Consider the following 23,502-nt stretch of genomic DNA (forward strand, 5'->3'; position numbering starts at 1 on the left):
TTTTCGGGCACCGACCATGCCGGGTCGGACTCTTCGATAGTAGCCGTTCGATCACCCATGTGCGGCTGCGGACGACAGCTCGACGGTGGTGCGGGTGCGGTCATCGAGGCGGATCGCGGTCACCGATTCCGCGGGCATCGGTGTCCACCCCGCGCCGGTGACGCCCGTGGAGCCGATGGCGATCGTGCCGTCGGCGGACTCGCGCCAGCGCAGCGCGAAGTAGTCCTCATTGTGCTCGCTCGGCAGCTCGCGCGACAGCGGCAGGAGCCGGCTCAGGTCGTGCTCGGTGAGGAAGCTGCTCGCGCTGGCATGCACGACGACGAGCTGGTCGCGACCGAGCAGGATCGCATTCAGGCTGGCGAAGGGGAAGGCCTCCCGCAGCCGGCGCACAGCGTGCACGGTCGCGTCGAGCAGGGAGCGTCCTCGCGCGATGTGCTCGCGGATCAGCGCGAAGTACATCTCGCTGTCGGTGTCACCTGACAGCGCCGTGAGACTTGCGGGGGAGAGCAGAGTCCGCAGCGCTTCGATCGGCTTCAGCGTGCCGTTGTGCTCGAAGGCGATGCCATCGATGTGAAATGGATGCGCGTTGCACTCGCGCACCGGAAGCCCCGCAGTCGCCCAGCGCAGGTGCACCATGGCCGCACGCGCCTTGGTCGCGACGGCGGCTTCGAATCGTGGATCGGCCACCGCCGTATGCTCGGACTTGATGGACACGGGTGCCATGCCGGGGTCTTCGACTGCCGCCCATCCCCAGCCGTCGCCGTGCAGACGGGCAAGCGAGAGCAGACTCTCCATGCCGGCGTGGCCGAGTTCCCGTCGCGCGGATGAGCGATCGGGAGCCACGAAGGCGAACAGGCGGCACATGGATGCAGAACCTCGAGTCGTTGGAGATCACATCGGGTCGTGGTCTCTTCTCTCGTTTGTACCTCATCTGCGCGGTCGGCGCTGTGCGTGTCGCGGCGGACCACCCCATGGGTGGGAGGATGAGCACGTGACGGAAACTGCGATCGAGCGCGAGACGCTCACCTGGGACGGATTCGGCGACGCGACGAGAGATCTGGCCCGCCGTGTCTTGGAAAGCGGCTTCGTGCCCGAGGTGGTCGTGGCCATCGCACGAGGCGGGCTGCTGCCTGCGGGTGCCATCGCCTACGGCCTCGGCGCGAAGAACTGCGGCGCGATCAACGTCGAGTTCTACACCGGCATCGGCACGGTGCTCGACGCACCCGAGGTGCTTCCGCCCGAGCTCGACATGGCCTATCTCGATGGGCGGCGCGTGCTGCTCGTCGATGATGTCGCCGATTCGGGTCGCACGCTCGCGCTCGCCGTGCAGCTGCTGCAGGACAAGGGCGCCGATGTGCGCTCGGTGACGATCTACACGAAGCCTTCGACGATCATCCAGCCCGACTACGCGTGGAAGGACACCGATCTGTGGATCGATTTCCCGTGGTCGTTCAAGGGCACCGTCGTCGAAGAGGACCAGGGACTCGCACCTTCGGCGTGATGGTGCGCCGTTGAGCGCTGAGCGCCGAGCGCCGAGCGCCGGGCTCAGCGGCCGGTGAAGTCGGGCGTGCGCTTCTGCTGGAAGGCGGCGAAGCCCTCACGGTAGTCGTCGGTATCGCAGAGGGCGGCCTGGGCTGCGTTTTCGATGTCGACCGATTCCCAGAGCGCGAGACGTTCATCGCGGATGCGGGCCACGAGCGACTTGCTCGCCAGGAACGCCTGGGTCGCACCGCGGGCAGCCGTGCGGGCAGCATCCTCCGCGGCCTGAGCGACCTCGTCATCCGGGAAGACGCGGGAGAAGAGGCCGGATGTTACAGCCTCCGCGCCGGACATCAGCCGACCCGAGTAGATCAGATCGAGAGTGCGGTGCGCGCCGAGTCGATCGAGGAACAGCGCGTGTCCGCCGGAGTCGAGAGTCGCGCCGAGCGCGGCGAACGGCGAGCCGATCTTCGCCGACTCGGCAACGTAGACGACATCGGTGGCGATGAGCAGTCCGAGCCCGACTCCGAGGCAGGCGCCGTGCGCGACGGCGAACGTGGGTGCAGGAAACGCGGACATGCGCTTCAACAGCGGGGTGACGAGCCCGCCGAGATACCCGAGCACGTCGTCATCGCGCGGATCCACGCCCGAGATATCGCGACCAGCGCAGAACGCGCGCCCCTCGCCCCGCAGGATCAGCGCGCGAACACCCGCCTGCTCGGCCTGCGTGTAGGCGCTGTCGAGGTCATGCAGCGCCTGCTCGTCGAGCGAGTTCAGTTTTGCGGGCGCGTTGAGCGTGATTCGTGCGACGTCGTCGGCGATGGTGAGGTCGATCATGCTGCTCCTTCGAGTCGGTCACACGTCGTAGTCGACGACGATGCGGTCGCTGGTCGGGTGCGATTGGCAGGTCAGCACGTATCCGCGCTCGATCTCGTCGGGTTCGAGCGCGTAGTTCTCGGTCATCGTCACGCTGCCCTCCAACACCCGCGCGCGGCAAGTGCCGCAGACACCTCCCGAGCACGCGAACGGCGTATCGGGCCGCACCCGCAGGGCCGCATTCAGCACCGACTCGTGCGCGTCCACTGGACTCTCGACGGTCGATGAGACCCCATCGAGGTTGATCTCGATGCGCACGGTCTTCTCGCCCTGCCGCACCTCCACTTTGCGCGGCCCGCGCTCTGTCGGCTCGTCGCCGGTGGTGAACAGTTCGAATCGCACGTGCTCCTGCGCCACGCCCACCTCGGTGAGCACCTCACGACAGAGATCGACGAGCGCGAACGGGCCGCACAGGAACCACTCGTCGACTGTGGCCGGCAGAATGAGTGATTCGAGAATCGTCCGAAGCCGCGCCTCGTCCAGGCGCCCTGATAGCAACGGCGCGGTGCGCTGCTCGCGGGAGAGCACATGATGCAGAACGAGTCGTGTCGGGTATCGGTCCTTCAGATCGGCCAGGTCCTCGAGGAACATCACATCGCTGGTCGACTTGTTCGTGTAGAGCAGCGTGAAGCGCGTCGTGTCCGAAGCGGTCAGCAGATCGCGTGCCAGAGACATCATCGGTGTGATGCCCGACCCCGCGGCGATTGCCGCCACGTGGGCGCCGTCGAGTTCGGCGAGCCCTGAGGTGAACGTGCCCTGCGGGCTCATCACGTCGATCTCGAAGCCCGGGGTGAGCTCGGTCTGCGCCCAGGTGGAGAACAGGCCGCCCTCATCGCGCTTGACGGCCACGCTCAGGCTTGCGCGCCCTTCGCCGACCGGCGTCGGCGGCCGGCACAGCGAATACGAGCGACGCACCTCTTCACCGTTCAGGTGCACGCGCAGCGCGACGTACTGGCCCGGTCGGTAGTCGTAGTCGCCTGCGAGCGCGGCCGGAACGGTGAAGCTGACTTCGACGGCGTCGCGCGTGAGGGGACGCACATTCGACACGGTCAGCGTGTGGAAGCGGGCGCGGTTGCGAATGGCACCGACATCGCATGCTTTCCTGCTGGCGGCTGGGGTGGTGGGGATGCGGAACAGGCCCATCAGATCACCTTGAAATGGTCGAAGGGCTCGAGGCACGCACGGCACTCGTAGAGCGCCTTGCACGCGGTCGAGCCGAAGCGCGAGACCTCATGCGTGTTCAGCGAACCGCACTGCGGGCAGCGGATGCTCAGCGTCAGCGGGATCGGACCCTTCGGCAGACCGGATGCGCCGTGAGCCGCGAGGCCGCTCGGGGGCGCGATGCCGTAGTCGACGAGCTTGCGCTTGCCGTCTTCGCTCATCCAGTCGGTGGTCCAGGCAGGCGAGAGCACCAGGCGCACCTCGACGTCGCCGAATCCGTCGGCGGTGAGGGCCAGCACGACGTCATCGCGGATGGCATCCATCGCCGGGCACCCGCTGTAGGTCGGGGTGATGTCGACAGTGACGCGCTCGCCGCTGTCGTCGAAGCGCACCGCGCGCAGCACGCCGAGGTCCTCGATGGTCAATACCGGGATCTCGGGGTCGGCGACGCGCGCCACCACCTGCCATGCGCGGCTTTCGCGCTCGGTCAGGGCCTCCGCTGCGGTCACCATGTCGCCCCCGGATGCCGTCGCGCCAGCACCTGCATCTCGGCAAGGATGTGACCGAGCGGCGTCGCGTGCGAGCCTCGGCGTCCGCCGGCGGACGACGCCTTCGACTGGCGGAGCTCTTCGAGCAGATCACTGAGGTCGGCTTCGTTGAACACCGTGTCGACGACGGCGTCGAAACCGGCTCGAAGCAGCGAGGGGCGGGCGGCAGCATCCCCGAGTCGGTCGATCAGCGGCTCATCGCGGAACAGCTCATCGGCGTAGGGCCACAAATCTCGGAACGCGCGCGTGATCCGCTCGCGCGACTCATCGGTGCCGTCGCCCAGCCGCAGCACCCACTGCACGGCGTGATCGCGGTGGTAGTCAACTTCCTTGTGGGACTTGACGGCGATGGCCGCCAGCGTCGGATCGGTCGAAGAGCTCAGTGCGCGGTAGAGCTCGAACATATATGTCGAGGCGATGAACTGCCGGGCGATGGTCTGCGCGAAGTCTCCGTTGGGCTGCTCGACCAGCCACGAACTGCGGAACTCGCTCTCATCGCGGAAGTAGGCGAGGTCGTCTTCGCTGCGGTCATCCCAGGAGCCGGCGTATCTGAGCAGCGAGCGGGCGTGACCGAGCAGATCGAGGGCGATGTTGGCGAGTGCGACATCTTCTTCCAGCTCGGGCGCACGTGAGATCCACGCCCCCAGCTGCTGCGAGAGGATGAGCGCGTCATCGGCCAGCCACAGCGCGTACTCGGCGATGTCGGCAGAACCCGCTCGGGACTCGCCGCCGGAGAGTTCGGATGCCAGTTGCAGCTCATCGACGGAGACGTTGACGTCGGAAGAAGTCACAGGTGCGGCACCCCCTCAGAAGCCGTGTAGTACACGGCATGCCGGTAGTTCTTGCCAGCCGGGCTCTCGAAGAACGCGTCCTTGTCGTCGGGATCGCTGGTGGTGATGACATCGGCCGGAACGACCCAGATCGAGACACCCTCGCTGCGGCGCGTGTACAGATCGCGCGCGTTGCGCACGGCCATGCTCGCGTCGGGTGCATGCAACGATCCCACGTGCACGTGATTCAGTCCGCGGTTCGCGCGCACGAAGACTTCCCACAGCGGCCAGGTCTCCTGGCTGTTCGGGGTTTCCAAGCCGGCTGCAGCGCCTCCAGCATCCACCATCACGCCGCCTGCCTCTCCGCACGCAGGGCCTGCTTGCGCGTATACTCGGCCGCCGCTTCCCGCACCCACGCGCCCTCTTCATGCGCCGTGCGGCGGCGCTCCAGCCGCTCGGCATTGCAGGGCCCGTTGCCGCGCAGCACCTCGAAGAACTCGTCCCAGTCGATCTCGCCCATCGCGTACTCGCCGGTCTCCTCGTCGAAGCGCAGTTCGGGATCGGGGAGGGTGACACCCAGGATCTCGGCCTGCGGCACCAGCATCCCGACGAAGCGCTGGCGCAGCTCATCGTTCGTGAAGCGCTTGATCTTCCACTTCATCGACTGCGCCGAGTTCGGCGATTGGTCATCCGGGGGGCCGAACATGGCCAGACTCGGCCAGTACCACCGATTCACGGCATCCTGCGCCATCGCGCGCTGCTCTTCATTGCCCTGCATGAGCGTCAGCAGGATCTCGAAGCCCTGGCGCTGGTGGAATGACTCCTCTTTGCAGACGCGCACCATCGCGCGGCCGTACGGACCGTAGGATGCGCGGCACAGCGGCACTTGGTTCACGATTGCCGCGCCGTCGACCAGCCAGCCGATTGCGCCCATGTCGGCCCAGGTCGGGGTGGGGTAGTTGAAGATCGACGAGTACTTCGCTTTGCCGTCGATGAGCTGCTGCGTCATCGTGTCGCGGGTGATGCCGAGGGTCTGCGCGGCCGAGTAGAGGTAGAGGCCGTGACCGGCTTCGTCTTGCACCTTGGCCATCAGGATCGCCTTGCGCTTGAGGCTTGGTGCGCGGGTGATCCAGTTGCCCTCCGGCTGCATGCCGATGATCTCGGAGTGCGCGTGCTGCGAAATCTGGCGAATCAGCGTCTTGCGGTACGCCTCCGGCATCCAATCCCGCGGTTCGATGCGCTTCTCGTGCGCCACGAGCTCGTCGAAGACGCGCTCTGCGTCGGAGATCTCGTCGTCGGCGAGGTCTGCGGTCGTTGTCATCATCGACTCCTCGGATTGATCCTGTTTACTGACCGATCGTTAGGTTATTCTCGCATGATGTGCGACGGTGTGCAACGCGGTTTTCACCGTTGTGGCTCTCGCTTGAGCAAACCCGCCGGACTGCGGATGGCGGTGATAAAATCGTTTTATGAGCTTGATCGTGGAGTACCAGCGCGCAGTCCGTGATGCCGAGGTTGCCCGTCTGCGTCGCGTACTCGTCTTGCGCGCGATGCTTGCTGAGGGAGAGTCGCAGCGTGCGCTTGCCGCCAAGATGGGTGTGACGCAACCTGCGATCAGTTATCAGGTCGCGCGCGAGCGCACTAGCGGGTCGCGGCCGAGTGAGCTCATCGCTGCCGGAGGCCCAGCGCTCCGCAAAGTGGCGGAAAGATACGGATTCTCCAGACTCGCAGTGTTCGGCTCCGCCGCTCGCGGTGATGATCGAGCAGACTCAGACGTCGACCTCATCGTGCAGCCTCCAGCGAGTGCGACGTTGTCTGACTTGGTGTGCCTGGAGGAGACGCTCGAGATCATCTTGGGCCGAGATGTCGACCTCGTCAGCTACCGAGGGCTCGACCCGCATCTGGATCAGGACATCTTGCGCGACGCGGTGCTGCTCTGATGGAGATCAGGGTTGCGAAGGAATTGCTGCATGTTCAGCGATGGCTCGCCGTAGCCGCCAGCATCGTCGCGAAGGGTGCGGATGACTACCATGCCGACGAGGTCGCACAAGAAGCGGGGGACTCGCTGATGATCAAACTCGGTGAGGCATCGAAGACGCTCGCCGCGCGCGGTGTGCAGGCACCGCCGGGGGTGACCTGGAGCGACGCCGCGAAGAATCGGGAAAAGCTTGCGCACCACTACTCGGTAGTCGACCGCGACGTCACGTGGCAGACCCTGTCTGTCGCGTTGCCACAGTGGCAGGAGGCGCTTGCGCCACTGTTTGCGGAGGCTCGTGCGGAATTCGGGATCAATACGTAGAAGCGCACTGCTCGAGAAGCCCGGGGTGGAGTCGACTCCGACTGCCAGTTGTCGCTGACGCCAGACCGCAAGCCGCCTCGGTGTCGGCGGCCTGCGGCAGAGTGGGGGCATGGATCTCGTTGACACTCGTACGGCCGCGCTGGGTGCGCTGCGTGAACTCGTCGGTCGATCGGATGCTGAATTCCATGACGGCCAGTACGAGGCCATCGAGGCGCTGGTCGAGGGGCGGCGCCGTGCGCTGGTCGTGCAGCGCACAGGCTGGGGCAAATCGGCGGTGTACTTCGTGGCGACTCTGCTCCTGCGCAGACAAGGGGCCGGGCCGACGGTGCTGGTCTCGCCGCTGCTGGCGCTGATGCGCGACCAGATCGCGGCGGCAGAGCGCGCGGGGGTGCGCGCGGTGGCGATCAACTCCACGAACGCGCACGAGTGGACGGATGTGCTCGCGCAACTCGACCGCGACGAGGTCGACGTGCTGCTGGTCTCGCCGGAGCGGCTGAACAACCCGTCGTTCCGCGAGCAGCAGCTGCCGACTCTCGTGGCACGGATGGGCATGCTCGTCGTCGATGAGGCGCACTGCATCAGCGACTGGGGGCATGACTTCCGTCCCGACTACCGCCGGCTGCGCGATCTCATCTCGCAGATGCCCGCCGGGGTGCCGGTGCTGGCGACGACCGCCACCGCGAACAGCCGCGTCGTCGCTGACGTCGCCGAGCAGCTGGGTGCAGTGACGGATGCCGATTCGGCAGCCTCTGGAGTTCTGACGATCCGCGGACCGCTCGCGCGAACCTCGCTGCGGCTCGGCGTGCTGCGGTTGCCGGGGTCGGCGCAGCGACTGGCGTGGCTGCTCAGCCATCTGAACGACCTGCCCGGTTCGGGCATCATCTACACGCTCACCGTTGCTGCGGCTGTCGACACCGCGAGGCTGCTGCGCGAGCACGGCCATGAGGTGCACGCGTACACGGGGCAGACCGATACTGACGAACGGGCCGACCTCGAGGGCAGGCTCAAGCGCAATGAGGTGAAGGCGCTGGTCGCCACGAGCGCTCTGGGCATGGGGTTCGACAAGCCCGACCTCGGGTTCGTGCTGCACCTGGGTGCGCCCTCATCGCCGGTGGCGTACTACCAGCAGGTCGGGCGGGCCGGGCGTGCGAGCGAGAGTGCCGATGTGCTGCTGCTGCCCGGCACGGAGGACCGCGACATCTGGCACTACTTCGCGACAGCATCCATGCCCGATCGGGAGCGCGCCGAGCGCGTCATCAGCGCCCTCGGTGAGACGCCCATCTCGACACCCGCTCTGGAGTCGATGGTCGACATTCGCCGCACTCCGTTGGAACTGCTGCTGAAGGTGCTCGACGTCGACGGCGCGGTGCGCCGCGTGCAGGGCGGCTGGGTCGCGACCGGGCAGCCGTGGGTATACGACGCCGAGCGCTACGAGCGCATCGCCGCCGAACGCCGTGCCGAGCAGCAGCACATGATCGATTATGAGCAGACCGACGGATGCCGGATGGAGTTCCTGCAGCGTTCGCTCGACGACGACACCGCGGCGCCGTGCGGTCGGTGCGACAACTGCGCCGGCGTCTGGTTTCCGAGTGGGATCGGTTCGAGCGCGGCGGATGCTGCCGGGCAGTCGCTCGACCGGGTGGGCGTGCCCATCGAGGCGCGTCGCCAGTGGCCGAGCGGTGCGGATCGCGTGGGAGTGCCGGTCAAGGGGCGCATTCCTGCCGATGAGCAGGCAGGGGAGGGGCGGGCGCTGGCGCGCCTGACCGACCTGGGCTGGGGCACGACTCTGCGAGAGCTGTTCGCGGCCGGTGCTCCGGATGCGCCAGTGTCACCGCAGGTGCTCGGTGCCTGCGTGCGTGTGCTCGCGGGGTGGGGCTGGGAGCGGCGACCGGTCGCGGTGATCGGGATGCCCTCGCGCTCGCATCCGCTGCTCGTCGACTCGCTCGCGCGGGGGATCGCCGAGATCGGACGCCTGCCGTATATCGGGTCGCTCGATTTCGCGAATGGCGGACCGTCGGGTCAGCCTGGGGGCAACAGCGTCTTCCGTCTTGCTGGTCTTTGGGAGCGCTTCACCGCCGACGGACTTGAGGTGCCGGACGGGCCGGTGCTGTTGGTCGACGACCAGGCAGACAGTCGGTGGACGCTCACCATGGCGGCCCGCGAGCTGCGGCAAGCGGGCGCGAGTGAGGTGCTGCCGTTCGTGCTCGCGCTGCGCGGGTGACGCGGAGCCGGCGGAGCTTCGTTACCCGTCGAAGACATCACGGCTGGCAAATGCCGCATCGTCCGGCAGCAGATTCACGAGAGCTGCCGGACAGTCGGAGAATAGCGTGCGGTTGATCATCGGCCTCGGGGAGCGAAGGCCCGCTGTTATCCCGTAGCAGGTGTAGACCTGGCTCGGACCGACGTAATGGTGGCCGGCGTCTGTGGGGACGTCGGGGCGTGGTCCCGAAGAGATGAATACCGAGAACTCGGCGTCTGATGCAGTAGTGGTCAGGTCGTAGAACACGAGCCCGCCAGCGGTGAGATCCGGTAGCGTCCCGGTCGATCCGTCCCAACGGTCGCCACCGAGCTCAGAGACGTACGTCGATGGATCTTGCGTAGATGACTCGAAGAAGTTCATCGGGTCCTCAAAGCTCACGATCTGCCTCCACAGCACCCCGTCGATGCCGCTGTCATAGCCGTGATATTCGACCGGACCACAACCAGACAGCGTCAGCGCGCCCAGAATGAGGGCGGCAATGACTTCCCGATGCTTCACCCGACGCTTTGTCACCCGTACATCTTCACATCTAGCGTTGATCTGGACGGTCGTCGTGATCTTCGTTCCATTGGTGGGGTCGTTATCGTGGCTCCTTATCGGACGTCGTTCCGCGAACAAAGAGCGCGATGCGGCTCGAGTGCCGCATGACGCGCTGATCTAGCCGTTGCGACGGCAGGCTATCCGGCGGAGCGGTTCGTAGCGACCGAACGCCCGCGAAACTCCGCGACGATATCGCCGCTCTCATCGACCACGGTCACGTCGTACAGCCCGCTTCTCCCGCTGACGACCCGCCGCACGGCTGTGGCTGTGAGCACCTGTCCCACTCCCGTCGACTTCAGAAACGTGATGTCAGCGCCGGATGCCACGGTGATGCGCTCATCCTCGTTGCAGGCGATCGCGAAAGCGGTGTCGGCGAGCGCGAACACGAGCCCGCCGTGCGTGATCGCGAAGCCGTTGAGCATGTCAGCGCGCACGGTCATCGACACGACGGCGCGCCCTGGCTCATCGACCTCGACATTCATGCCGAGCATCGCCGACGCCGCATCGCGGCGCATCATCTCTCTCATGCCGTCACGACCTCGGCGGCCTACTCCTTCGACACCAGGGTGAGCACGTCGTACGTCGCCACGATCTCATCGTTCTGGTTGTGAATCACGGCATCCCACCGCACTTCGCCGTATTCATCGGTCTCGCGCGGCGTGATCTGCTTCGCAGTGAGATCGACGCGGATGCTGTCGCCGGGCGACACGGGCGTGATGAACCGCAGGTTCTCGAGCCCGTAGTTCGCGAGCACGGGGCCAGGCTCCGGATCGACGAACAGCCCCGCCGCCCACGACACGAGCAGGTAGCCGTGCGCGACTCGTCCGGGGAAGAACGGGTTCGCTGCGGCAGCATCCTCATCCATATGCGCGTAAAAAGTGTCGCCGGTGAATTGCGCAAACGTCTCGATGTCGTCCAGCGTCACTTCGCGGGTCGCCGAAGCCAGCTGGTCGCCGATTCGCAGCTCGGACAGCGACTTGCGGAACGGATGCTGATCATCGGAGTTCGTCGACGCGCCGGCGTGCCAGATTCCGGTCAACGCTGTCAGCATCTCGGGCGAGCCCTGCAGTGCGGTGCGCTGCATGTGATGCAGCACGGCGCGGATGCCGCCGAGCTCTTCCCCACCGCCGGCGCGACCTGGACCGCCGTGCACGAGGCCGGGCATCGGCGAGCCGTGACCGGTCGACGAGCGGGCATCGTCACGATCGAGCAGCAGCATCCGACCGTTGAACGGGGCGATGCGACTGGCGAGCGCGACCGCTTCGGCGGGGTCGTGCGTCGCGATGCTGGTGACGAGTGATCCGCCGCCGCGCGCGACGATATCGGCTGCCTCGGCGATCGTGTCGTAGGTGATCAGCGACGAGACCGGGCCAAAGGCCTCCACTGTGTGCACGGCCTCGGCCTGCGCGTCATCGAAACGCAGGAGGACGGGCGAGACGAAGGCCCCGTCAGATGCAACGCTGGTGGTGCCGTCGGCGAGACGTACCTCCGGTGCATCGGTCGACCCGATCACCATCTGCCCACCGCCGTCGACGAGCGCCTGCACCTGACGGCGCACCTCGTCGCGCTGAGCGATGGAGGCGAGCGGACCCATGGTGACGCCCTCGGCGCGCGGGTCGCCGATCACGGTCTTGCTTTCGAGGCGGGCACGGACCGCGTCGATGACGGCGTCGGCGGATGCTGTCGGCACCACCGCACGACGGATCGCCGTGCACTTCTGCCCGGCCTTCGTCGTCATCTCGGTGACGAGCTGACGCACGTAGGCGTCGAATTCGGGGGTGCCGGCGACAGCATCCGAGCCGAGGACGGAGGCATTGATCGAGTCGGTCTCAGCGGTGAAGCGCACGCCGCCGGTCTGCACCGCAGGGTGGCTGCGCAGACTCTCGGCCGTCGAGGCACTCCCGGTGAATCCGACGATGTCTCCGAGTCGCAGGTGGTCGAACAGCGTCGGGACGCTGCCGCTGACCAGCTGCAGGGAGCCTTCGGGGAGCAGCCCGGATTCCACGAGTATCCGCACCATCACCTCGGCGAGGTAGCCGGTCGGCGTCGCCGGCTTCACCAGCGTGGGCATGCCGGCGAGGAAGGCCGGCGCGAGCTTCTCGAGCGAGCCCCACACCGGGAAGTTGAAGGCGTTGATCTGCACCGCGACGCCCGGCAGGGTCGTGAACACGTGGCGGCCGAGGAAAGAGCCGTCCTTCGACAGCGGTTCCACTGGTCCGTCGACGTAGACATGACTGTTGGGCAGCTCACGGCGGCCCTTGCCCGAGTAGGCGAAGAGCACGCCGATGCCGCCGTCGATGTCGACCCAAGAATCGGTCTTCGTCGCGCCAGCGGCCGCGGAGACCGCGTAGAGCTCGTCCTTGCGCTCGGTGAGCGCGAGAGCGAACTGCTTCAGCAACAGTGCACGCTGGTGGAACGTCAGAGCACCCAGACTCGCCTGGCCGACGGTGCGCGCGTAGTCGAGGGCGGCTTCCAGGTCGAGGCCTTCGGTGCTGACAGATGCGACGACCTCGCCGGTCGACGCATCGCGCACCTCGGTGCCGCTCACTCCCGCTTCAGGGGTCCACCAGTCGCCGTTGACGTAGCTGGGCAGAATCTCAGTCATCGTTCCTCCTCATTCCACACGTAAAATCCTTCGCCGCTCTTGCGCCCGAGCAGGCCATCAGCGACCATCCGTCGCAGCAGCGCCGGCGGCTCGAAGCGCTCGCCGAGTTCAGCGGCGAGTTCTTCGGCGATGCCGAGCCGCACATCGAGCCCGACGATATCGGTCGTGCGCAGCGGGCCCATCGGATGCCGATATCCGAGTGTCATCGCCATGTCGATGTCGGCTGCCGTGGCGACGCCGTCTTCCAGCATCCGAATCGCCTCGAGCCCGAGCATCACACCGAGCCGCGACGACGCGAACCCGGGGGAGTCGCTGACGACGATCGGCGTCTTGCCGAGGGCGTCGACCCAGCCCCGCGCCGCGTCGACGACACTCGGGTCTGTGGCCGTGCCCTGCACGATCTCGACCAGAGCCGATGACGGCACCGGGTTGAAAAAGTGCAGGCCGATGAAGCGGCCGGGTGCGCGGCGGTGCGTGGCGAGCGCATCGATCGAGATCGATGAGGTGTTGGTCGCCAGCACGGCGCCATCGTCGACGGCGGACTCGACCCGGGCAAGCGCTTCTTCCTTCAGAGCGCGATCTTCGGGCACCGCCTCGATCACCAACTCGATACCGGCGAACGCCGCCGGATCGGTGTCGAGACGCAGGCGCGAGGCGAGTTCATCGGCAGAAACGTCGGGGTCGCGTTCGGCCGACCGGCGGATGCTGTCGCCGATGCGCCGTGCTGCAGCATCCGCACTGTCCGCATCGCGTTCGACAACGGTCACGTGCGACCCGGACAGCAGGAATGCGTGTGCGATGCCCGCCCCCATCCGGCCGCCGCCGAGGACACCGACTGTGGCCGGTGCGCCGCTGGCTGTGCTCGTCGGGGCGCTCATCGGCGGGACTTCCTCTCGAGGAACTCGGTCATGCGTCTCATCTTCTCGTCGCTCTCGAACAGCTCGGCCTGCAGCTCGCGCTCGATCTCGGGATGCTCGTGCCGGGGCGCGCGCAGTGCGCGTTTGGTGTGCTGGGTGGCGAGTGGATCATTCGCCGCGATGCGGTCGGCGATGGCGTGCGCAGCGGTCAGCAGATCCTGCACCGGAACGATGTTCGAGACGATGCCAGCAGCGAGAGCCTGATCAGCGTCGAGTACGCGTCCGGTGAGCAGCAGTTCGCTGGCCAGCGCATGCCCGACGATCTCGGGCAGCCGCCAGGTGGCGCCGGCTGCGGCCATGATGCCCAGACCCGTCTCGGGGTTGCCGATCTTCAGGCTCGGGGTGGCGATGCGGATGTCGGCGGCGAATGCGAGCTCGGCACCGCCGCCGAGCGCGTAGCCGCTGACGGCGGCGATCACCGGCATCGGCAGCTCGTTGATGCGGATGAAGGCCATCGCGTTGATGGCCTTGCGGGCGTCTTCGGCACGGCGCTCACGCAGCTGTGCAATGTCGGCGCCGGCGGCGAAGACGCTCTCGCTGCCGGTGAGGATCAGGATGCGGGGATCGGCTTCGAGGTCGGCGCATAGCGCATGCAAGGCGTCGATCATCTCCTGATCAATCGCGTTGCGCTTGTCAGGGCGGTTGAGCGTGGCGACGACCCGATCGGCTTGGTGTTCGACCAGCAGGGGAGCTGTCATCGGCGCACCGCCTTTGGAGGGTGGCGCATCGCGCTGTTCCGGTCGCAAATCCGCCCGCTGGGTGCTCGCTTCAACGGGAGAATTTGCGACCGGAAGGGCGTGGCTGCGGGTGAGACGGCGATCACACCGCGGGTAGAGGCGCTCATGACACGCGCTCCAGAATCATCGCCGTTCCCTGGCCGATGCCCACGCACATGGTGGCGAGACCACGCTCGGCATTCTCCCGCTCCATGCGTCCCATGAGTGTGACGACGATGCGGCATCCGCTCGAGCCGAGGGGATGGCCGAGGGCGATCGCCCCACCGTCACGGTTGACGATCTCGGGGTCGAGGCCGAGCCGGCGCATCGACGCCAGCGACTGCGTCGCGAATGCCTCGTTGAGCTCCACTGCACCGAGTGCGGAGATGTCCAGCCCCGCGCGTTGCAGCGCACGCTCGGTCGCCGGCACCGGTCCGAGCCCCATGATCTCTGGGGCGAGGGCGGCCGATGCCGAGGTGACGATGCGCGCCCGGGGCACGAGCCCGTACTTGCGCACGGCTTCGCCACTGGCGACGACCACGGCGGATGCGCCATCGTTCAGCGTGCTGGAGTTGCCGGCAGTCACGACAGTGCCACCCGCGACGACTGGGCGCAGCGCGGCGAGGGCTTCCATCGAGGTGTCGCGGCGAGGGCCTTCGTCGACGGTGAAGTCGCCCGCGCGGGTGGGCACGGCCACGATCTCGTCGGCGAAGTGACCGGCATCCACCGCGGCGGCGGCACGCTGCTGGCTGGCGAAGGCGAACGCATCGGCATCCTCACGGCTGATGCCGTCTTGCCGGGCGACCTCTTCGGCCGTCTCGGGCATCGAGAAGGTGGCCTTGTCTCGGGCCAGCAGCTTCGGGTTCGCGAACCGCCACCCGATCGACGTGTCGAAAGCGGCGCCGGGTTTCGCCCACGCGCGCTCGGGCTTCGCCTGCACCCAGGGGGCTCGGGTCATCGACTCCACACCGCCGGCGACCATCAGGTCGGCATCCCCGGCGCGGATCGCCTGCGCGGCCATCGCGATCGCCGACATTCCTGAGGCGCACAATCGGTTCACGGTGATGCCGGGAACGTCGTCGGGCAGTCCGGAAAGCAGCACAGCCATCCGTGCGACGTTGCGGTTGTCTTCGCCGGCCTGATTGGCGGCGCCGAGGATGACCTCTTCGATCGCCGCATCCGGCACTCCGGCCCGCTCCACCGCGGCGCGCACGACGAGCGCGGCCAGGTCGTCGGGTCGCACGCCGGCGAGTGCGCCGCCGTAGCGTCCGACTGCCGTACGCACGCCTCCGACAAGATACGCGTCTGTCATCTCTCTCCCTCTGCCATCCGGCTCTTCCGTCTATTTGGCGGAAAACCTCGGTATTCGGTTCGTTTTTCGGTACTTTGCGCCAAATAGACGGGGGTGGGGCATCAGATCCGCCCATAGGCGCGCAGCGGATGCTCGATCAGCTCGACCACGCGACGCAGGAATCCGGCTGCGTAGCCACCGTCGCACACGCGGTGATCGAACACGAGCGACAGTTGCGCGATGCGTCGGGCGACGATCTCGCCGTCGACGACCCAGGGGCGCTCCATCATGCGGCCGATGCCGAGGATCGCGACGTCCGGGTGGTTGATGATCGCTGCCGAGCCGTCGACGCCGAACCCGCCGTAGTTGTTCAGCGTGAACGTCGATCCGCGCAGGCGCTCGGGTGGCATCGTGCCGGATCGGGCGGTCTCGGCGAGATCGCGCAGCGAGCGGTCGAACTCGGCGACCGAGAGCGTGTGAGCGTTCGGGATCACCGGCACGAGCAGACCGCGTTCCGTATCGGCGGCGACGCCGAGGTTGACGCCATCGAACGAGATGAGCTCGCTGGCGTCGTCGCTCAGACGCGATGCCAGCAGCGGGAAGTCGCCGAGCGCGATGACGGCGAAGCGCGCGACGAGCGCTGTCAGCGACGGTGCCTTCTCGCCATCGGATGCCATTTCTGCGCGGGCATCCCACAGGCGAGTGGCATCGACATCGACCCAGACGGTCGCCTCGGGGATCTCGGCGCGGCTGCGCGAGAGCTTTGCACTCACGGCCTTGCGCAGCGGGCTCAACTTCTCGCGGCAACGCACGGCGAGACCATCGATCTCGGTGCTGCTCACGGCGGATGCCGGCTGATCGGATGCCGTCGGTGTCGCCGCTCCATCGACCGCGTGGTCGACGGCCGCGCGCAGCACATCACCCCGTGTGATCGCCCCGTCTGCCCCGCTCCCCGTGACCGTCTGCACATCGACCCCAAGCTCCCGTGCAAGCCGCCGCACGAGCGGCGACCTGACGGCGACCGGGCGCCGCGCTGAGCTGTCGTCGAGTGCCCCGCTTGTCGTCGAGTGCACGGCTTGGCTGCGTGCGGAAGCGGTGCGCTCGACGGCATCCGGTGCACTCGGCGGGGATGCGGGGGAGGCTGCGCGGGGGCGGCGGCGACCGGATCCGGCGCGCTCTGATGTTCCGTAGCCGATCAGCACATTGCCGGAGCCTGCGCGCTCCTCGGCCCGGTACGCTTCCTTCTCCGCCTGCGAGGGGGTGGCCGTATGCGAGGGGGCAGCGTCGTTCGCCGACACCTCCAGCACCACGGCGCCCACGGCGATCGTCTCGCCTGGCTCGCCGTGCAGCGCCGTCACGACGCCCGCGAAGGGCGACGGCAGTTCGACCACGCTCTTCGCGGTCTCGACCTCGGCGATCGCCTGATCGGTCGCGATCGTGTCGCCGACCTGCACCAGCCACTGCACCAGGCCGGCCTCGGTCAGCCCTTCACCGAGGTCGGGCAGCCGGAATTGCTGAGCTGTTGCGGTCGTCATCGCGCATCCTGTTCCACGTCATCATCCCAGTGCAGCGAATCGATGGCATCCAGCACGCGGTCGGCATCCGGCAGATACCAGTGCTCGAGCTTCGGGGGTGCGAACGGGGTGTCGAATCCCGTCACGCGTCGAACCGGAGCCTCGAGGTATTCGAAGCACCGCTCGAACACGCGGGCCTGGATCTCGCTGGCGACACTGACGTAGCCCGGCGCCTCGGCGACGACCACTGCGCGCCCGGTGGATCGCACGGCCGCGGTCACCGTCGCATCGTCGAACGGCGCGAGCGAGCGCACATCGATGACCTGCACGCTGCGTCCCTCAGCGGCGGCGATCTCCGCCGCCTCGAGTGCGACCGGCACCATCGCGGCATAGGCGATCACGGTGACGTCGGTGCCCTCTCGGGCGATGCGCGCCGTGCCGAGGTCTGCGGTGATCGACGTGTCGACCTCGCCCTTCGACCAGTACAGCTTCTTCGGTTCGAGGAAGACGACCGGGTCGGGTGAGGAGATCGCCGCCCGCAGCATCGAATAGGCGTCCTGCGGTGTCGCGGGTGCGACGACCGTGAGCCCGGGGGTGTGCGCGTAGTAGGCCTCGGAAGAGTCGCAATGGTGCTCCACTCCGCCGATGCCCCCGGCGAAGGGGATGCGGATGACCAGTGGCATCCGCATCGCGCCCCGGGTCCGATTGCCGAACTTCGCGACGTGACTGACGACCTGTTCGAATGCGGGCAGAGCGAAGGCATCGAACTGCATCTCGACCACCGGGCGCATGCCGTTCATGGCCATGCCGATGGCAGTGCCGACGATCCCCGATTCCGCCAGAGGCGTGTCAAAGCAGCGATCCTCACCGAAGCGCTCGGTGAGCCCGTCAGTGATGCGGAACACGCCGCCGAGTGCTCCGACGTCCTCGCCGAAGATGACGACCTCGGGGTCTGCCTGAAGCGCATCGGCGAGCGCACGGTTGAGCGCCCCCGCCATCGTCATCGCCTGAGTGACGGGGGCGGGCTCGGTGTCGAGACGGACGTCGTCGTGTGCGATGGTCATCGAGTGCCTCCTGACTCGGCGAGGGCGGTGCGATCGATCTCCCCGCGAAGCAGCTGCCACTGCTCCTCCAACTGCGGCGAACGGTCGGCGGTGACGAAGCGGAAGAGGTCTTCCGGATCAAGTGTCGAATCCGTGTTCAGCGCCACCCGCATGGCGGCGGCGATCTCTTCCGCGCCTGCGGCGAGCTGCTCTTCTGCGGCGTCATCGAGCACGCCCTGCGCACGAAGGAGGGCCCGCAGTCGAGCGAGCGGATCGCGAGCGACCCACGCCTGCACCTCGTCGCGCTCGCGGTAGCGGGTGTCGTCATCGGCGTTGGTGTGCGCCTGCATGCGGTACGTGTGCGCCTCGATGAGCGCGGGGCCGCCGCCGGATCGCGCTCGCTCGACGGCGTCGCCGAGTACTGCCAGCACAGCGGCGACGTCATTGCCGTCGACGCGCTGCCCAGGCATGCCATAGCCGATCGCCTTGTGCGCCAACGAGGGTGCGGCGGTCTGGCGAGAGAGCGGCACCGAGATCGCGAATTCGTTGTTCTGGATGAAGAAGACCACCGGCACGTGGAAGACCGCCGCGAAGTTCAGCGCTTCGTGGAAGTCGCCCTCGCTGGTCGATCCGTCGCCGCACATGGCCATCACCACTGTGTCTTCGCCGCGACGTTTGGCGGCGTATGCGAAGCCGACCGCGTGCAGCAGCTGCGTCGCCAGCGGTGTCGCCTGCGGGGCGACGCGATGCTCGGCCGGATCGTAGCCGGAGTGCCAATCGCCCTTGAGTAGCACCATGGCGTCCGCCGGTGTCACACCGCGCGCGATCACGGCGACCGAGTCGCGGTACGTCGGGAAGAGCCAGTCGTGTTCGCCGAGCACGAGTGACGCGCCGATCTGGCAGGCCTCTTGCCCATGCGAAGAGGGGTAAACAGCGAGACGGCCTTGGCGTACGAGCGCGTTGGCCTGGTCGTTGATGCGTCGGCCCTCGACCAGGCCGCGGTATGCCGCGAGCAGATGGTCGGCATCCGGCATCTGGTACTGAGTGTCTTCGACCGCCGTGCCGTCCTCGTCGATGAGACGCACCGGGACATCGCGGGGAAGCAGGTCATCTTGTTGCATCGGGTTCGCCCTCCTTGCCGAACTGATGCTTTCCAGCATGCCCCGGAGTGCGTCAATCGTTCAAGCAGGCCACCTCTAGTCTGAACGATTGTTTCAGTATTGCGGTTTCAAGCACCAAAGTGTCATGATTCGTTGACGGAACGAAGGGGTGCCATGAGTGAGATGGATGCGACGGATCACGCGATCCTCGCCGAGCTTCGCCGCGATGCGCGCGCATCGATGACGGCGATCGCCGAAGCCGTGCACATCTCGCGAGCCGGAGCCCATGCGCGGATCAAACGACTCACCGACCAGGGCGTCATCACCGGATACACGGTGCGCACCGACCCGGTGCAGCTCGGCCACCACGCTTCTGCCTACGTCATGCTCGCGATCGAGCAGGCCACTTGGCAGGACGTGCAGGCGCGGCTGCGGGCCATTCCCGAAGTCGAGCACATGGCGCTCGTCGGCGGCGACTTCGACGTCATTCTGCTCGTGCGCGCCAGCGACGCCCGCGACCTGCGTCGGATCGTGCTGGAGGATATTCAGGCGATCCCGTCGATCCGCTCGACGCGCACCACGCTGATCTTCGAGGACTTCACCCGCGACTGAGTGGGCTCGAGCGGCTCTGGTCAGGCGATCGTCAGCCCGAAGCCGTCTGCGCGCGCGGTGATCGTGATTCCGGTCAGATCATCGACCGCATACGTCGGGTCGTTCTCCGCTGCGAGCCTGCCGACGCCGATCACGGTCATGCCTGCGGCGAGCCCGGCCTGGATGCCGGCGGGTGAGTCTTCGAACACGACGCAGTCGGCCGGGTCGATGCCGAGAAGGAAGGCAGCTTTCAGAAAGCCCTCCGGGTGCGGCTTCGACGCCGTGACGCTCTCGGCGGTGATCGCGAGCTGTGGAACGGCGAGCCCGGCGGCATCCATTCGCGCGGTCATCAGCGCGACATCGGCGGAGGTCACGATGGCGTGCGGATGCTGCGCCAGTGCCGCCAGCAGCTCCTGCGCCCCGCCGATCGCGACGACGCCGTCGACATCGTCCGTCTCGCGCGCGAGCATCTCCTGGTTCTCGACGAGATTCACGGCGTGATCGCGCTCGGGCAGCATGATCGCCATGCTCTGATGCCCCTGCCGGCCGTGCACGACCTCCATCACGCGCGCGGCGTCGATGCCGTGCGGCGCCGCCCACTGCAGCCACAGTCGCTCCACGACTGCTGTCGAGTCGACGAGCGTGCCGTCCATGTCGAGCAGAACGGCGCGGGCGTGAATCGTGTGCGTCATGACCTCAGGCTAGCTTCTGGGCGTGCTCACCGATTCCAGAGCGGCGGCTTCGGCATCCGCATGGCGAGCCGCTCCAGCTGGGCGGCGACCGCGATGATCGCGGCTTCACCACCGGGACGGCCGATGAGCTGCACGCTCACGGGATGGCCGGCGTCATCGGTCGTCACAGGCAGCACGATCGCGGGAAGCCCTGCGACGTTGACGAAGCTGCTGTAGGGCGCATACTGCACCTGCTGCGAGAAGTTCCGTGCCGCATCGGCCTGGTCGAACCAGCCGATCGGTCGCGGAGGCAGCGCGAGCGCGGGGGTGAGTACGGCATCGAACGGCGCGAACGCAGTGATCGTCGCGCGCTCGAACGCGGAAGCGGCCGTGAGGGCATCCAGCACCTGCGCGCCGCTGAGCGTCCGCCCTTCGCGCACCAGCCAGGCGGTGATCGGCGCGACGAGCTCGAGCTCGGCATCCGACAGGTTCATCCGCGCCGCGCTGGTGCGCCACAGAGTCGTGAACATCTCGGGATATCCGCGTGGACGCCAGGCGAACTGGTCGACGCCGTATCCGGCCTCGGCGAGCAGCGTGGCAGCGATATCGACGGCGCGAGCCGCGTCGGAATCCAGTCGGATGTCATCCGCGTCGTCCCACGGCGAGACGGTGGTGACACCGATGTGAGCGGATGCCGGTGGCCGGCCGGCAGCATCCAGGAACGGACCCTCGCCCATTGCGCGTGTGGCGTACGGATAGGGGCGACCGGCGATCTGCACGTCCAGCAGCATCGCGGCATCTTCGACGGTTCGCGCAATGGGGCCGGAGACGGAGAGCCCCGCGGGGGACTCCAACCCGGTCGCGAACGGAATCCGCCCGCGAGACGGCTTGATGCCCACGACGCCGACTGTCGCGGCCGGGATGCGGATCGAGCCGCCGCCATCCGACGCAGGTGCCAGCGGCAGCAGCCCGGCGGCAACGGCAGCGGCAGCGCCACCACTGGATCCACCCGCGCCGTTCGCCGAGTGCCACGGATCGCGGGTCGGCGGTCCGATCAGCGTCTCGGTGTACCCGGTGAGTCCGAACTCCGGGGTCGCGGTCTTGCCGAGGCTGATGCCGCCTGCCTCATCCAGCACGGCGGCCTGGTCAGCAGTGGTGTCGGGGACGAAATCGCGGTGCAGCTGCGAGCCGTACCGGGTGGGCACTCCGGCCCGCGTCACGAGGTCCTTGTCGGCGAACGGCATCCCCCATAGCTGCCCGTTCCGCGTCTCGCTCGTCGCCTCGATCGTCAAGCGCTCCGCGCGGGCCATCGCCGCATCCGCGGTGATCTCGACGAACGAACCGATCTGTCCATCCAGTCGAGCGATGCGCGCGAGATAGTGGGCGGTCAAATGCAGCGGACTCACCTCGCCGGAGCGCAGCGCGTCACGCTGTTGGATCGCGGTGAGGTCATGCAATTGCGCCATGGGACGAGCCTAGACCGCCGAACTTCTGCGCTGTCGCGGCATCCGAATCGCAATTCTTAACGGGGCGGTCGCATCTTCCAATCTTGCCCCGTGGGTTGGCCAGGGGCCGAGCCATACGCCGCCTACGCTGGAAGCGGGCAGATCAGCCCTGACACACGCGCGCCGTGACCCCACCGGCGCTTCATCACCCATGCAAGGACGCACATGGACGATATCGCGATGCACCGCGACGACTGGCAGACCAAAGAAGAGCTCGCAGAGCGGATGATCCCGCTCATCGGCAGCCTGAACAGAAACAGCGACGTCGTGACGTCGCTGCACGGGCATCGACTGCTCGGTCTGTCGACCACCGGCATCCTCGAAGTGCATGAGCGGGTGGCTCAGCTCGGTCACGGCCAGCTTTCGCTCACCGACACGCTCGCCGTGCTCGAGGCGCTGCGCGAGATCGGACCCGGGGCGTCGTCGCTGGATGTCGCGCGTCTCGTCGAGGGCCACGCCGCCAGCGGTGCGGATCTCACCGAATACCTGCGCGAAGTACTGGCCCCCGCCATCGGCGCGGAACTCGCCGCGCCCGTCGACATCGTGCTGTACGGGTTCGGCCGCATCGGGCGCCTCCTCGCCCGCATCATCATCGCCCACACCGGCGGCGGCAGCGGGCTGCGCCTGCGCGCGATCGTGGTGCGCCGCGGAGCGGAGAACGACCTCGTCAAGCGGGCCTCGCTGCTGCTTCGCGACTCCGTGCACGGCCGATTCGCCGGCACAGTCGACGTCGATGAGGAGAACTCGCAGATCATCGCGAACGGCACCCGCATCCAGGTCATCTACTCCGATGACCCCGCGACCGTCGACTACACGGCCTACGGAATCCACGACGCGATCATCGTCGACAACACGGGTCGCTGGCGCGACGAGGAAGGCCTCAGCCGCCACCTCGAGGCGAAGGGCGCCGCCCGGGTGCTGCTCACCGCCCCTGGCAAGGGCGAGCTGAAGAACATCGTGCACGGCATCAATGACTGCACCATCGAAGACGACGACCGCATCGTGTCGGCAGCATCCTGCACCACGAACGCGATCACCCCGGTACTCAAGGCGATCGACGAGGCCTACGGCATCGTCCGCGGGCATGTCGAGACGGTGCACTCGTTCACGAACGACCAGAACCTGATCGACAACTTCCACAAGGGCGACCGTCGTGGCCGTTCCGCGGTGCTGAACATGGTCATCGCCGAGACGGGCGCCGCGAAGGCCGTCGCACGGGCGCTGCCGGAGCTTGCCGGCAAGCTCACCGGATCCGCTATCCGCGTGCCCACCCCCGACGTCTCGCTCGCCGTCCTGCACCTGAGCCTGGAGAACCGGGCCACGAAGGATCAGCTCAACGATTACCTGCGTCGCGTGTCGCTGCACTCGAAGCTGCGCCAGCAGATCGACTACATCGAGTCTCCCGAGGTCGTTTCGACGGACTTCGTCGGCTCGCACCGGGCGGGCATCGTCGACGGACTCGCGACGATCGCGAACGACCGCGATGTCGTGCTCTACGTCTGGTACGACAACGAATACGGCTACTCCTGCCAGGTGGTGCGGGTGCTGGAGGTCATGGCCGGCGCGCACCCGGTGGTGCTGCCGGTGCGCCGTGAGGTGACGCTCGAGAGCTGAGC

At 67.3% G+C, this 23,502-nt stretch carries 25 protein-coding genes; 7 read left to right on the top strand and 18 right to left on the bottom strand.

Translation table 11 applies throughout. From position 1 onward, the window contains the following. Window positions 1-51 precede the first annotated feature (51 nt). The gene (locus tag FM104_RS05975) at window positions 52-864 is read right to left on the bottom strand and encodes a class II glutamine amidotransferase (protein ID WP_087130539.1); all 813 of its coding nucleotides are present in this window, start codon (window positions 862-864) and stop codon (window positions 52-54) included. A 127-nt stretch (window positions 865-991) separates the two neighbouring features. Here FM104_RS05975 and FM104_RS05980 point away from each other — a divergent pair, with 127 nt between their 5' ends. Further along, window positions 992-1,501 carry a phosphoribosyltransferase gene (locus FM104_RS05980; RefSeq protein WP_087130540.1) on the top strand — a complete coding sequence of 170 codons (510 nt, stop codon included), beginning with the start codon at window positions 992-994 and terminating at the stop codon, window positions 1,499-1,501. 44 nt (window positions 1,502-1,545) lie between these two features. Here the strand turns inward: FM104_RS05980 and FM104_RS05985 are convergent, their stop codons facing one another. The 6 genes from FM104_RS05985 to paaA are packed head-to-tail and all read right to left on the bottom strand — an operon-like array spanning window position 1,546 to window position 6,155. Further along, window positions 1,546-2,316 carry an enoyl-CoA hydratase/isomerase family protein gene (locus FM104_RS05985; RefSeq protein WP_087130541.1) on the bottom strand — a complete coding sequence of 257 codons (771 nt, stop codon included), beginning with the start codon at window positions 2,314-2,316 and terminating at the stop codon, window positions 1,546-1,548. Between the two features lie 18 nt (window positions 2,317-2,334). Then, the gene (gene paaE, locus FM104_RS05990) at window positions 2,335-3,498 is read right to left on the bottom strand and encodes a 1,2-phenylacetyl-CoA epoxidase subunit PaaE (protein ID WP_087130542.1); all 1,164 of its coding nucleotides are present in this window, start codon (window positions 3,496-3,498) and stop codon (window positions 2,335-2,337) included. Then, entirely contained in the window at window positions 3,498-4,028 is a 531-nt protein-coding gene (gene paaD, locus FM104_RS05995) for a 1,2-phenylacetyl-CoA epoxidase subunit PaaD (RefSeq protein ID WP_087130543.1), read from the bottom strand. The genes paaE and paaD overlap by 1 nt, the downstream gene beginning before the upstream one ends. Further along, window positions 4,022-4,855 (bottom strand): 1,2-phenylacetyl-CoA epoxidase subunit PaaC, encoded by an 834-nt coding sequence (paaC, locus tag FM104_RS06000; RefSeq protein ID WP_087130544.1) that lies wholly within the window; start codon window positions 4,853-4,855, stop codon window positions 4,022-4,024. The genes paaD and paaC overlap by 7 nt, the downstream gene beginning before the upstream one ends. Further along, window positions 4,852-5,181 (bottom strand): 1,2-phenylacetyl-CoA epoxidase subunit PaaB, encoded by a 330-nt coding sequence (gene paaB / locus FM104_RS06005; protein WP_179206693.1) that lies wholly within the window; start codon window positions 5,179-5,181, stop codon window positions 4,852-4,854. Before paaB ends, paaC begins: the two co-directional genes overlap by 4 nt. Beyond that, window positions 5,181-6,155 (bottom strand): 1,2-phenylacetyl-CoA epoxidase subunit PaaA, encoded by a 975-nt coding sequence (gene paaA / locus FM104_RS06010; protein ID WP_087130545.1) that lies wholly within the window; start codon window positions 6,153-6,155, stop codon window positions 5,181-5,183. Before paaA ends, paaB begins: the two co-directional genes overlap by 1 nt. A gap of 148 nt (window positions 6,156-6,303) precedes the next feature. Between paaA and FM104_RS06015 the strand changes: the two genes are divergently transcribed. The 3 genes from FM104_RS06015 to FM104_RS06025 all read left to right on the top strand — a co-directional run bounded on the left by FM104_RS06015 (window position 6,304) and on the right by FM104_RS06025 (window position 9,354). Next, window positions 6,304-6,774, top strand: coding sequence for a nucleotidyltransferase domain-containing protein (locus FM104_RS06015; protein WP_087130546.1), 471 nt, complete (start codon window positions 6,304-6,306; stop codon window positions 6,772-6,774). Further along, entirely contained in the window at window positions 6,774-7,133 is a 360-nt protein-coding gene (locus FM104_RS06020; RefSeq protein ID WP_087130547.1) for a HepT-like ribonuclease domain-containing protein, read from the top strand. Before FM104_RS06015 ends, FM104_RS06020 begins: the two co-directional genes overlap by 1 nt. A gap of 109 nt (window positions 7,134-7,242) precedes the next feature. Next, window positions 7,243-9,354 carry a RecQ family ATP-dependent DNA helicase gene (locus FM104_RS06025; protein ID WP_087130548.1) on the top strand — a complete coding sequence of 704 codons (2,112 nt, stop codon included), beginning with the start codon at window positions 7,243-7,245 and terminating at the stop codon, window positions 9,352-9,354. 21 nt (window positions 9,355-9,375) lie between these two features. Here FM104_RS06025 and FM104_RS06030 read toward each other — a convergent pair whose 3' ends face one another. Then, window positions 9,376-9,906: a hypothetical protein gene (locus FM104_RS06030; RefSeq protein ID WP_179206685.1), complete on the bottom strand. Its 531-nt coding sequence runs from the start codon at window positions 9,904-9,906 to the stop codon at window positions 9,376-9,378. On the opposite strand from FM104_RS06030, the gene FM104_RS16885 reads away from it, so the two are divergent. Then, on the top strand, window positions 9,872-10,054 hold the full coding sequence (locus tag FM104_RS16885) for a PLD nuclease N-terminal domain-containing protein (protein WP_179206694.1): 183 nt from the start codon (window positions 9,872-9,874) through the stop codon (window positions 10,052-10,054). The genes FM104_RS06030 and FM104_RS16885 overlap by 35 nt on opposite strands. A 16-nt stretch (window positions 10,055-10,070) precedes the next feature. Here the strand turns inward: FM104_RS16885 and paaI are convergent, their stop codons facing one another. The 8 genes from paaI to pdhA all read right to left on the bottom strand — a co-directional run bounded on the left by paaI (window position 10,071) and on the right by pdhA (window position 19,140). Next, entirely contained in the window at window positions 10,071-10,460 is a 390-nt protein-coding gene (gene paaI, locus FM104_RS06040; protein WP_218778558.1) for a hydroxyphenylacetyl-CoA thioesterase PaaI, read from the bottom strand. Between the two features lie 20 nt (window positions 10,461-10,480). After that, window positions 10,481-12,538, bottom strand: coding sequence for a phenylacetic acid degradation bifunctional protein PaaZ (paaZ, locus tag FM104_RS06045; RefSeq protein WP_087130552.1), 2,058 nt, complete (start codon window positions 12,536-12,538; stop codon window positions 10,481-10,483). Then, complete coding sequence (locus FM104_RS06050) at window positions 12,535-13,416, bottom strand: 3-hydroxyacyl-CoA dehydrogenase family protein (RefSeq protein ID WP_087130553.1); 882 nt, start codon at window positions 13,414-13,416, stop codon at window positions 12,535-12,537. The genes paaZ and FM104_RS06050 overlap by 4 nt, the downstream gene beginning before the upstream one ends. Then, the gene (locus tag FM104_RS06055) at window positions 13,413-14,153 is read right to left on the bottom strand and encodes an enoyl-CoA hydratase/isomerase family protein (RefSeq protein WP_087130554.1); all 741 of its coding nucleotides are present in this window, start codon (window positions 14,151-14,153) and stop codon (window positions 13,413-13,415) included. Before FM104_RS06055 ends, FM104_RS06050 begins: the two co-directional genes overlap by 4 nt. Before the next feature lie 142 nt (window positions 14,154-14,295). Beyond that, complete coding sequence (locus tag FM104_RS06060; RefSeq protein ID WP_087130555.1) at window positions 14,296-15,483, bottom strand: thiolase family protein; 1,188 nt, start codon at window positions 15,481-15,483, stop codon at window positions 14,296-14,298. A 101-nt stretch (window positions 15,484-15,584) separates the two neighbouring features. After that, window positions 15,585-16,997, bottom strand: coding sequence for a dihydrolipoamide acetyltransferase family protein (locus FM104_RS06065; RefSeq protein ID WP_087130556.1), 1,413 nt, complete (start codon window positions 16,995-16,997; stop codon window positions 15,585-15,587). Beyond that, a complete protein-coding gene (locus FM104_RS06070; protein ID WP_087130557.1) occupies window positions 16,994-18,040 on the bottom strand; it encodes an alpha-ketoacid dehydrogenase subunit beta in 1,047 nt (348 codons plus the stop codon). The genes FM104_RS06065 and FM104_RS06070 overlap by 4 nt, the downstream gene beginning before the upstream one ends. Continuing rightward, complete coding sequence (pdhA, locus tag FM104_RS06075; protein WP_087130558.1) at window positions 18,037-19,140, bottom strand: pyruvate dehydrogenase (acetyl-transferring) E1 component subunit alpha; 1,104 nt, start codon at window positions 19,138-19,140, stop codon at window positions 18,037-18,039. The genes FM104_RS06070 and pdhA overlap by 4 nt, the downstream gene beginning before the upstream one ends. A 153-nt stretch (window positions 19,141-19,293) precedes the next feature. On the opposite strand from pdhA, the gene FM104_RS06080 reads away from it, so the two are divergent. Then, the gene (locus tag FM104_RS06080; RefSeq protein WP_179206695.1) at window positions 19,294-19,731 is read left to right on the top strand and encodes an Lrp/AsnC family transcriptional regulator; all 438 of its coding nucleotides are present in this window, start codon (window positions 19,294-19,296) and stop codon (window positions 19,729-19,731) included. A 20-nt stretch (window positions 19,732-19,751) separates the two neighbouring features. Here the strand turns inward: FM104_RS06080 and FM104_RS06085 are convergent, their stop codons facing one another. Both FM104_RS06085 and FM104_RS06090 read right to left on the bottom strand, forming a co-directional pair. Next, a complete protein-coding gene (locus tag FM104_RS06085; protein ID WP_087130559.1) occupies window positions 19,752-20,402 on the bottom strand; it encodes an HAD-IA family hydrolase in 651 nt (216 codons plus the stop codon). Between the two features lie 26 nt (window positions 20,403-20,428). Beyond that, window positions 20,429-21,847: an amidase gene (locus FM104_RS06090; RefSeq protein WP_087130560.1), complete on the bottom strand. Its 1,419-nt coding sequence runs from the start codon at window positions 21,845-21,847 to the stop codon at window positions 20,429-20,431. 204 nt (window positions 21,848-22,051) lie between these two features. On the opposite strand from FM104_RS06090, the gene FM104_RS06095 reads away from it, so the two are divergent. Further along, the gene (locus tag FM104_RS06095) at window positions 22,052-23,500 is read left to right on the top strand and encodes a glyceraldehyde-3-phosphate dehydrogenase (protein WP_087130561.1); all 1,449 of its coding nucleotides are present in this window, start codon (window positions 22,052-22,054) and stop codon (window positions 23,498-23,500) included. The last annotated feature ends 2 nt before the right edge of the window (window positions 23,501-23,502 follow it).

Source organism: Microbacterium esteraromaticum (assembly GCF_900163815.1).
Classification (GTDB): Bacteria; Actinomycetota; Actinomycetes; order Actinomycetales; family Microbacteriaceae; genus Microbacterium; species Microbacterium esteraromaticum_B.

Coding starts and splice junctions, on each gene's coding strand:
- FM104_RS05985 (WP_087130541.1), bottom strand. CDS start 2,316: ATGATCGACCTCACCATCGCCGACGACGTCGCACGAATCACGCTCAAC.
- paaA (WP_087130545.1), bottom strand. CDS start 6,155: ATGACAACGACCGCAGACCTCGCCGACGACGAGATCTCCGACGCAGAG.
- FM104_RS06060 (WP_087130555.1), bottom strand. CDS start 15,483: ATGACAGACGCGTATCTTGTCGGAGGCGTGCGTACGGCAGTCGGACGC.
- FM104_RS06095 (WP_087130561.1), top strand. CDS start 22,052: ATGGACGATATCGCGATGCACCGCGACGACTGGCAGACCAAAGAAGAG.
- FM104_RS05975 (WP_087130539.1), bottom strand. CDS start 864: ATGTGCCGCCTGTTCGCCTTCGTGGCTCCCGATCGCTCATCCGCGCGA.
- FM104_RS16885 (WP_179206694.1), top strand. CDS start 9,872: ATGACTTCCCGATGCTTCACCCGACGCTTTGTCACCCGTACATCTTCA.
- FM104_RS06050 (WP_087130553.1), bottom strand. CDS start 13,416: ATGAGCGCCCCGACGAGCACAGCCAGCGGCGCACCGGCCACAGTCGGT.
- FM104_RS06065 (WP_087130556.1), bottom strand. CDS start 16,997: ATGACGACCGCAACAGCTCAGCAATTCCGGCTGCCCGACCTCGGTGAA.
- FM104_RS06015 (WP_087130546.1), top strand. CDS start 6,304: ATGAGCTTGATCGTGGAGTACCAGCGCGCAGTCCGTGATGCCGAGGTT.
- FM104_RS06020 (WP_087130547.1), top strand. CDS start 6,774: ATGGAGATCAGGGTTGCGAAGGAATTGCTGCATGTTCAGCGATGGCTC.
- pdhA (WP_087130558.1), bottom strand. CDS start 19,140: ATGCAACAAGATGACCTGCTTCCCCGCGATGTCCCGGTGCGTCTCATC.
- paaB (WP_179206693.1), bottom strand. CDS start 5,181: ATGGTGGATGCTGGAGGCGCTGCAGCCGGCTTGGAAACCCCGAACAGC.
- FM104_RS06090 (WP_087130560.1), bottom strand. CDS start 21,847: ATGGCGCAATTGCATGACCTCACCGCGATCCAACAGCGTGACGCGCTG.
- FM104_RS06055 (WP_087130554.1), bottom strand. CDS start 14,153: ATGACAGCTCCCCTGCTGGTCGAACACCAAGCCGATCGGGTCGTCGCC.
- FM104_RS06025 (WP_087130548.1), top strand. CDS start 7,243: ATGGATCTCGTTGACACTCGTACGGCCGCGCTGGGTGCGCTGCGTGAA.
- paaD (WP_087130543.1), bottom strand. CDS start 4,028: ATGGTGACCGCAGCGGAGGCCCTGACCGAGCGCGAAAGCCGCGCATGG.
- paaI (WP_218778558.1), bottom strand. CDS start 10,460: ATGAGAGAGATGATGCGCCGCGATGCGGCGTCGGCGATGCTCGGCATG.
- paaE (WP_087130542.1), bottom strand. CDS start 3,498: ATGGGCCTGTTCCGCATCCCCACCACCCCAGCCGCCAGCAGGAAAGCA.
- FM104_RS06080 (WP_179206695.1), top strand. CDS start 19,294: ATGAGTGAGATGGATGCGACGGATCACGCGATCCTCGCCGAGCTTCGC.
- FM104_RS06085 (WP_087130559.1), bottom strand. CDS start 20,402: ATGACGCACACGATTCACGCCCGCGCCGTTCTGCTCGACATGGACGGC.
- paaZ (WP_087130552.1), bottom strand. CDS start 12,538: ATGACTGAGATTCTGCCCAGCTACGTCAACGGCGACTGGTGGACCCCT.
- FM104_RS06070 (WP_087130557.1), bottom strand. CDS start 18,040: ATGACCATCGCACACGACGACGTCCGTCTCGACACCGAGCCCGCCCCC.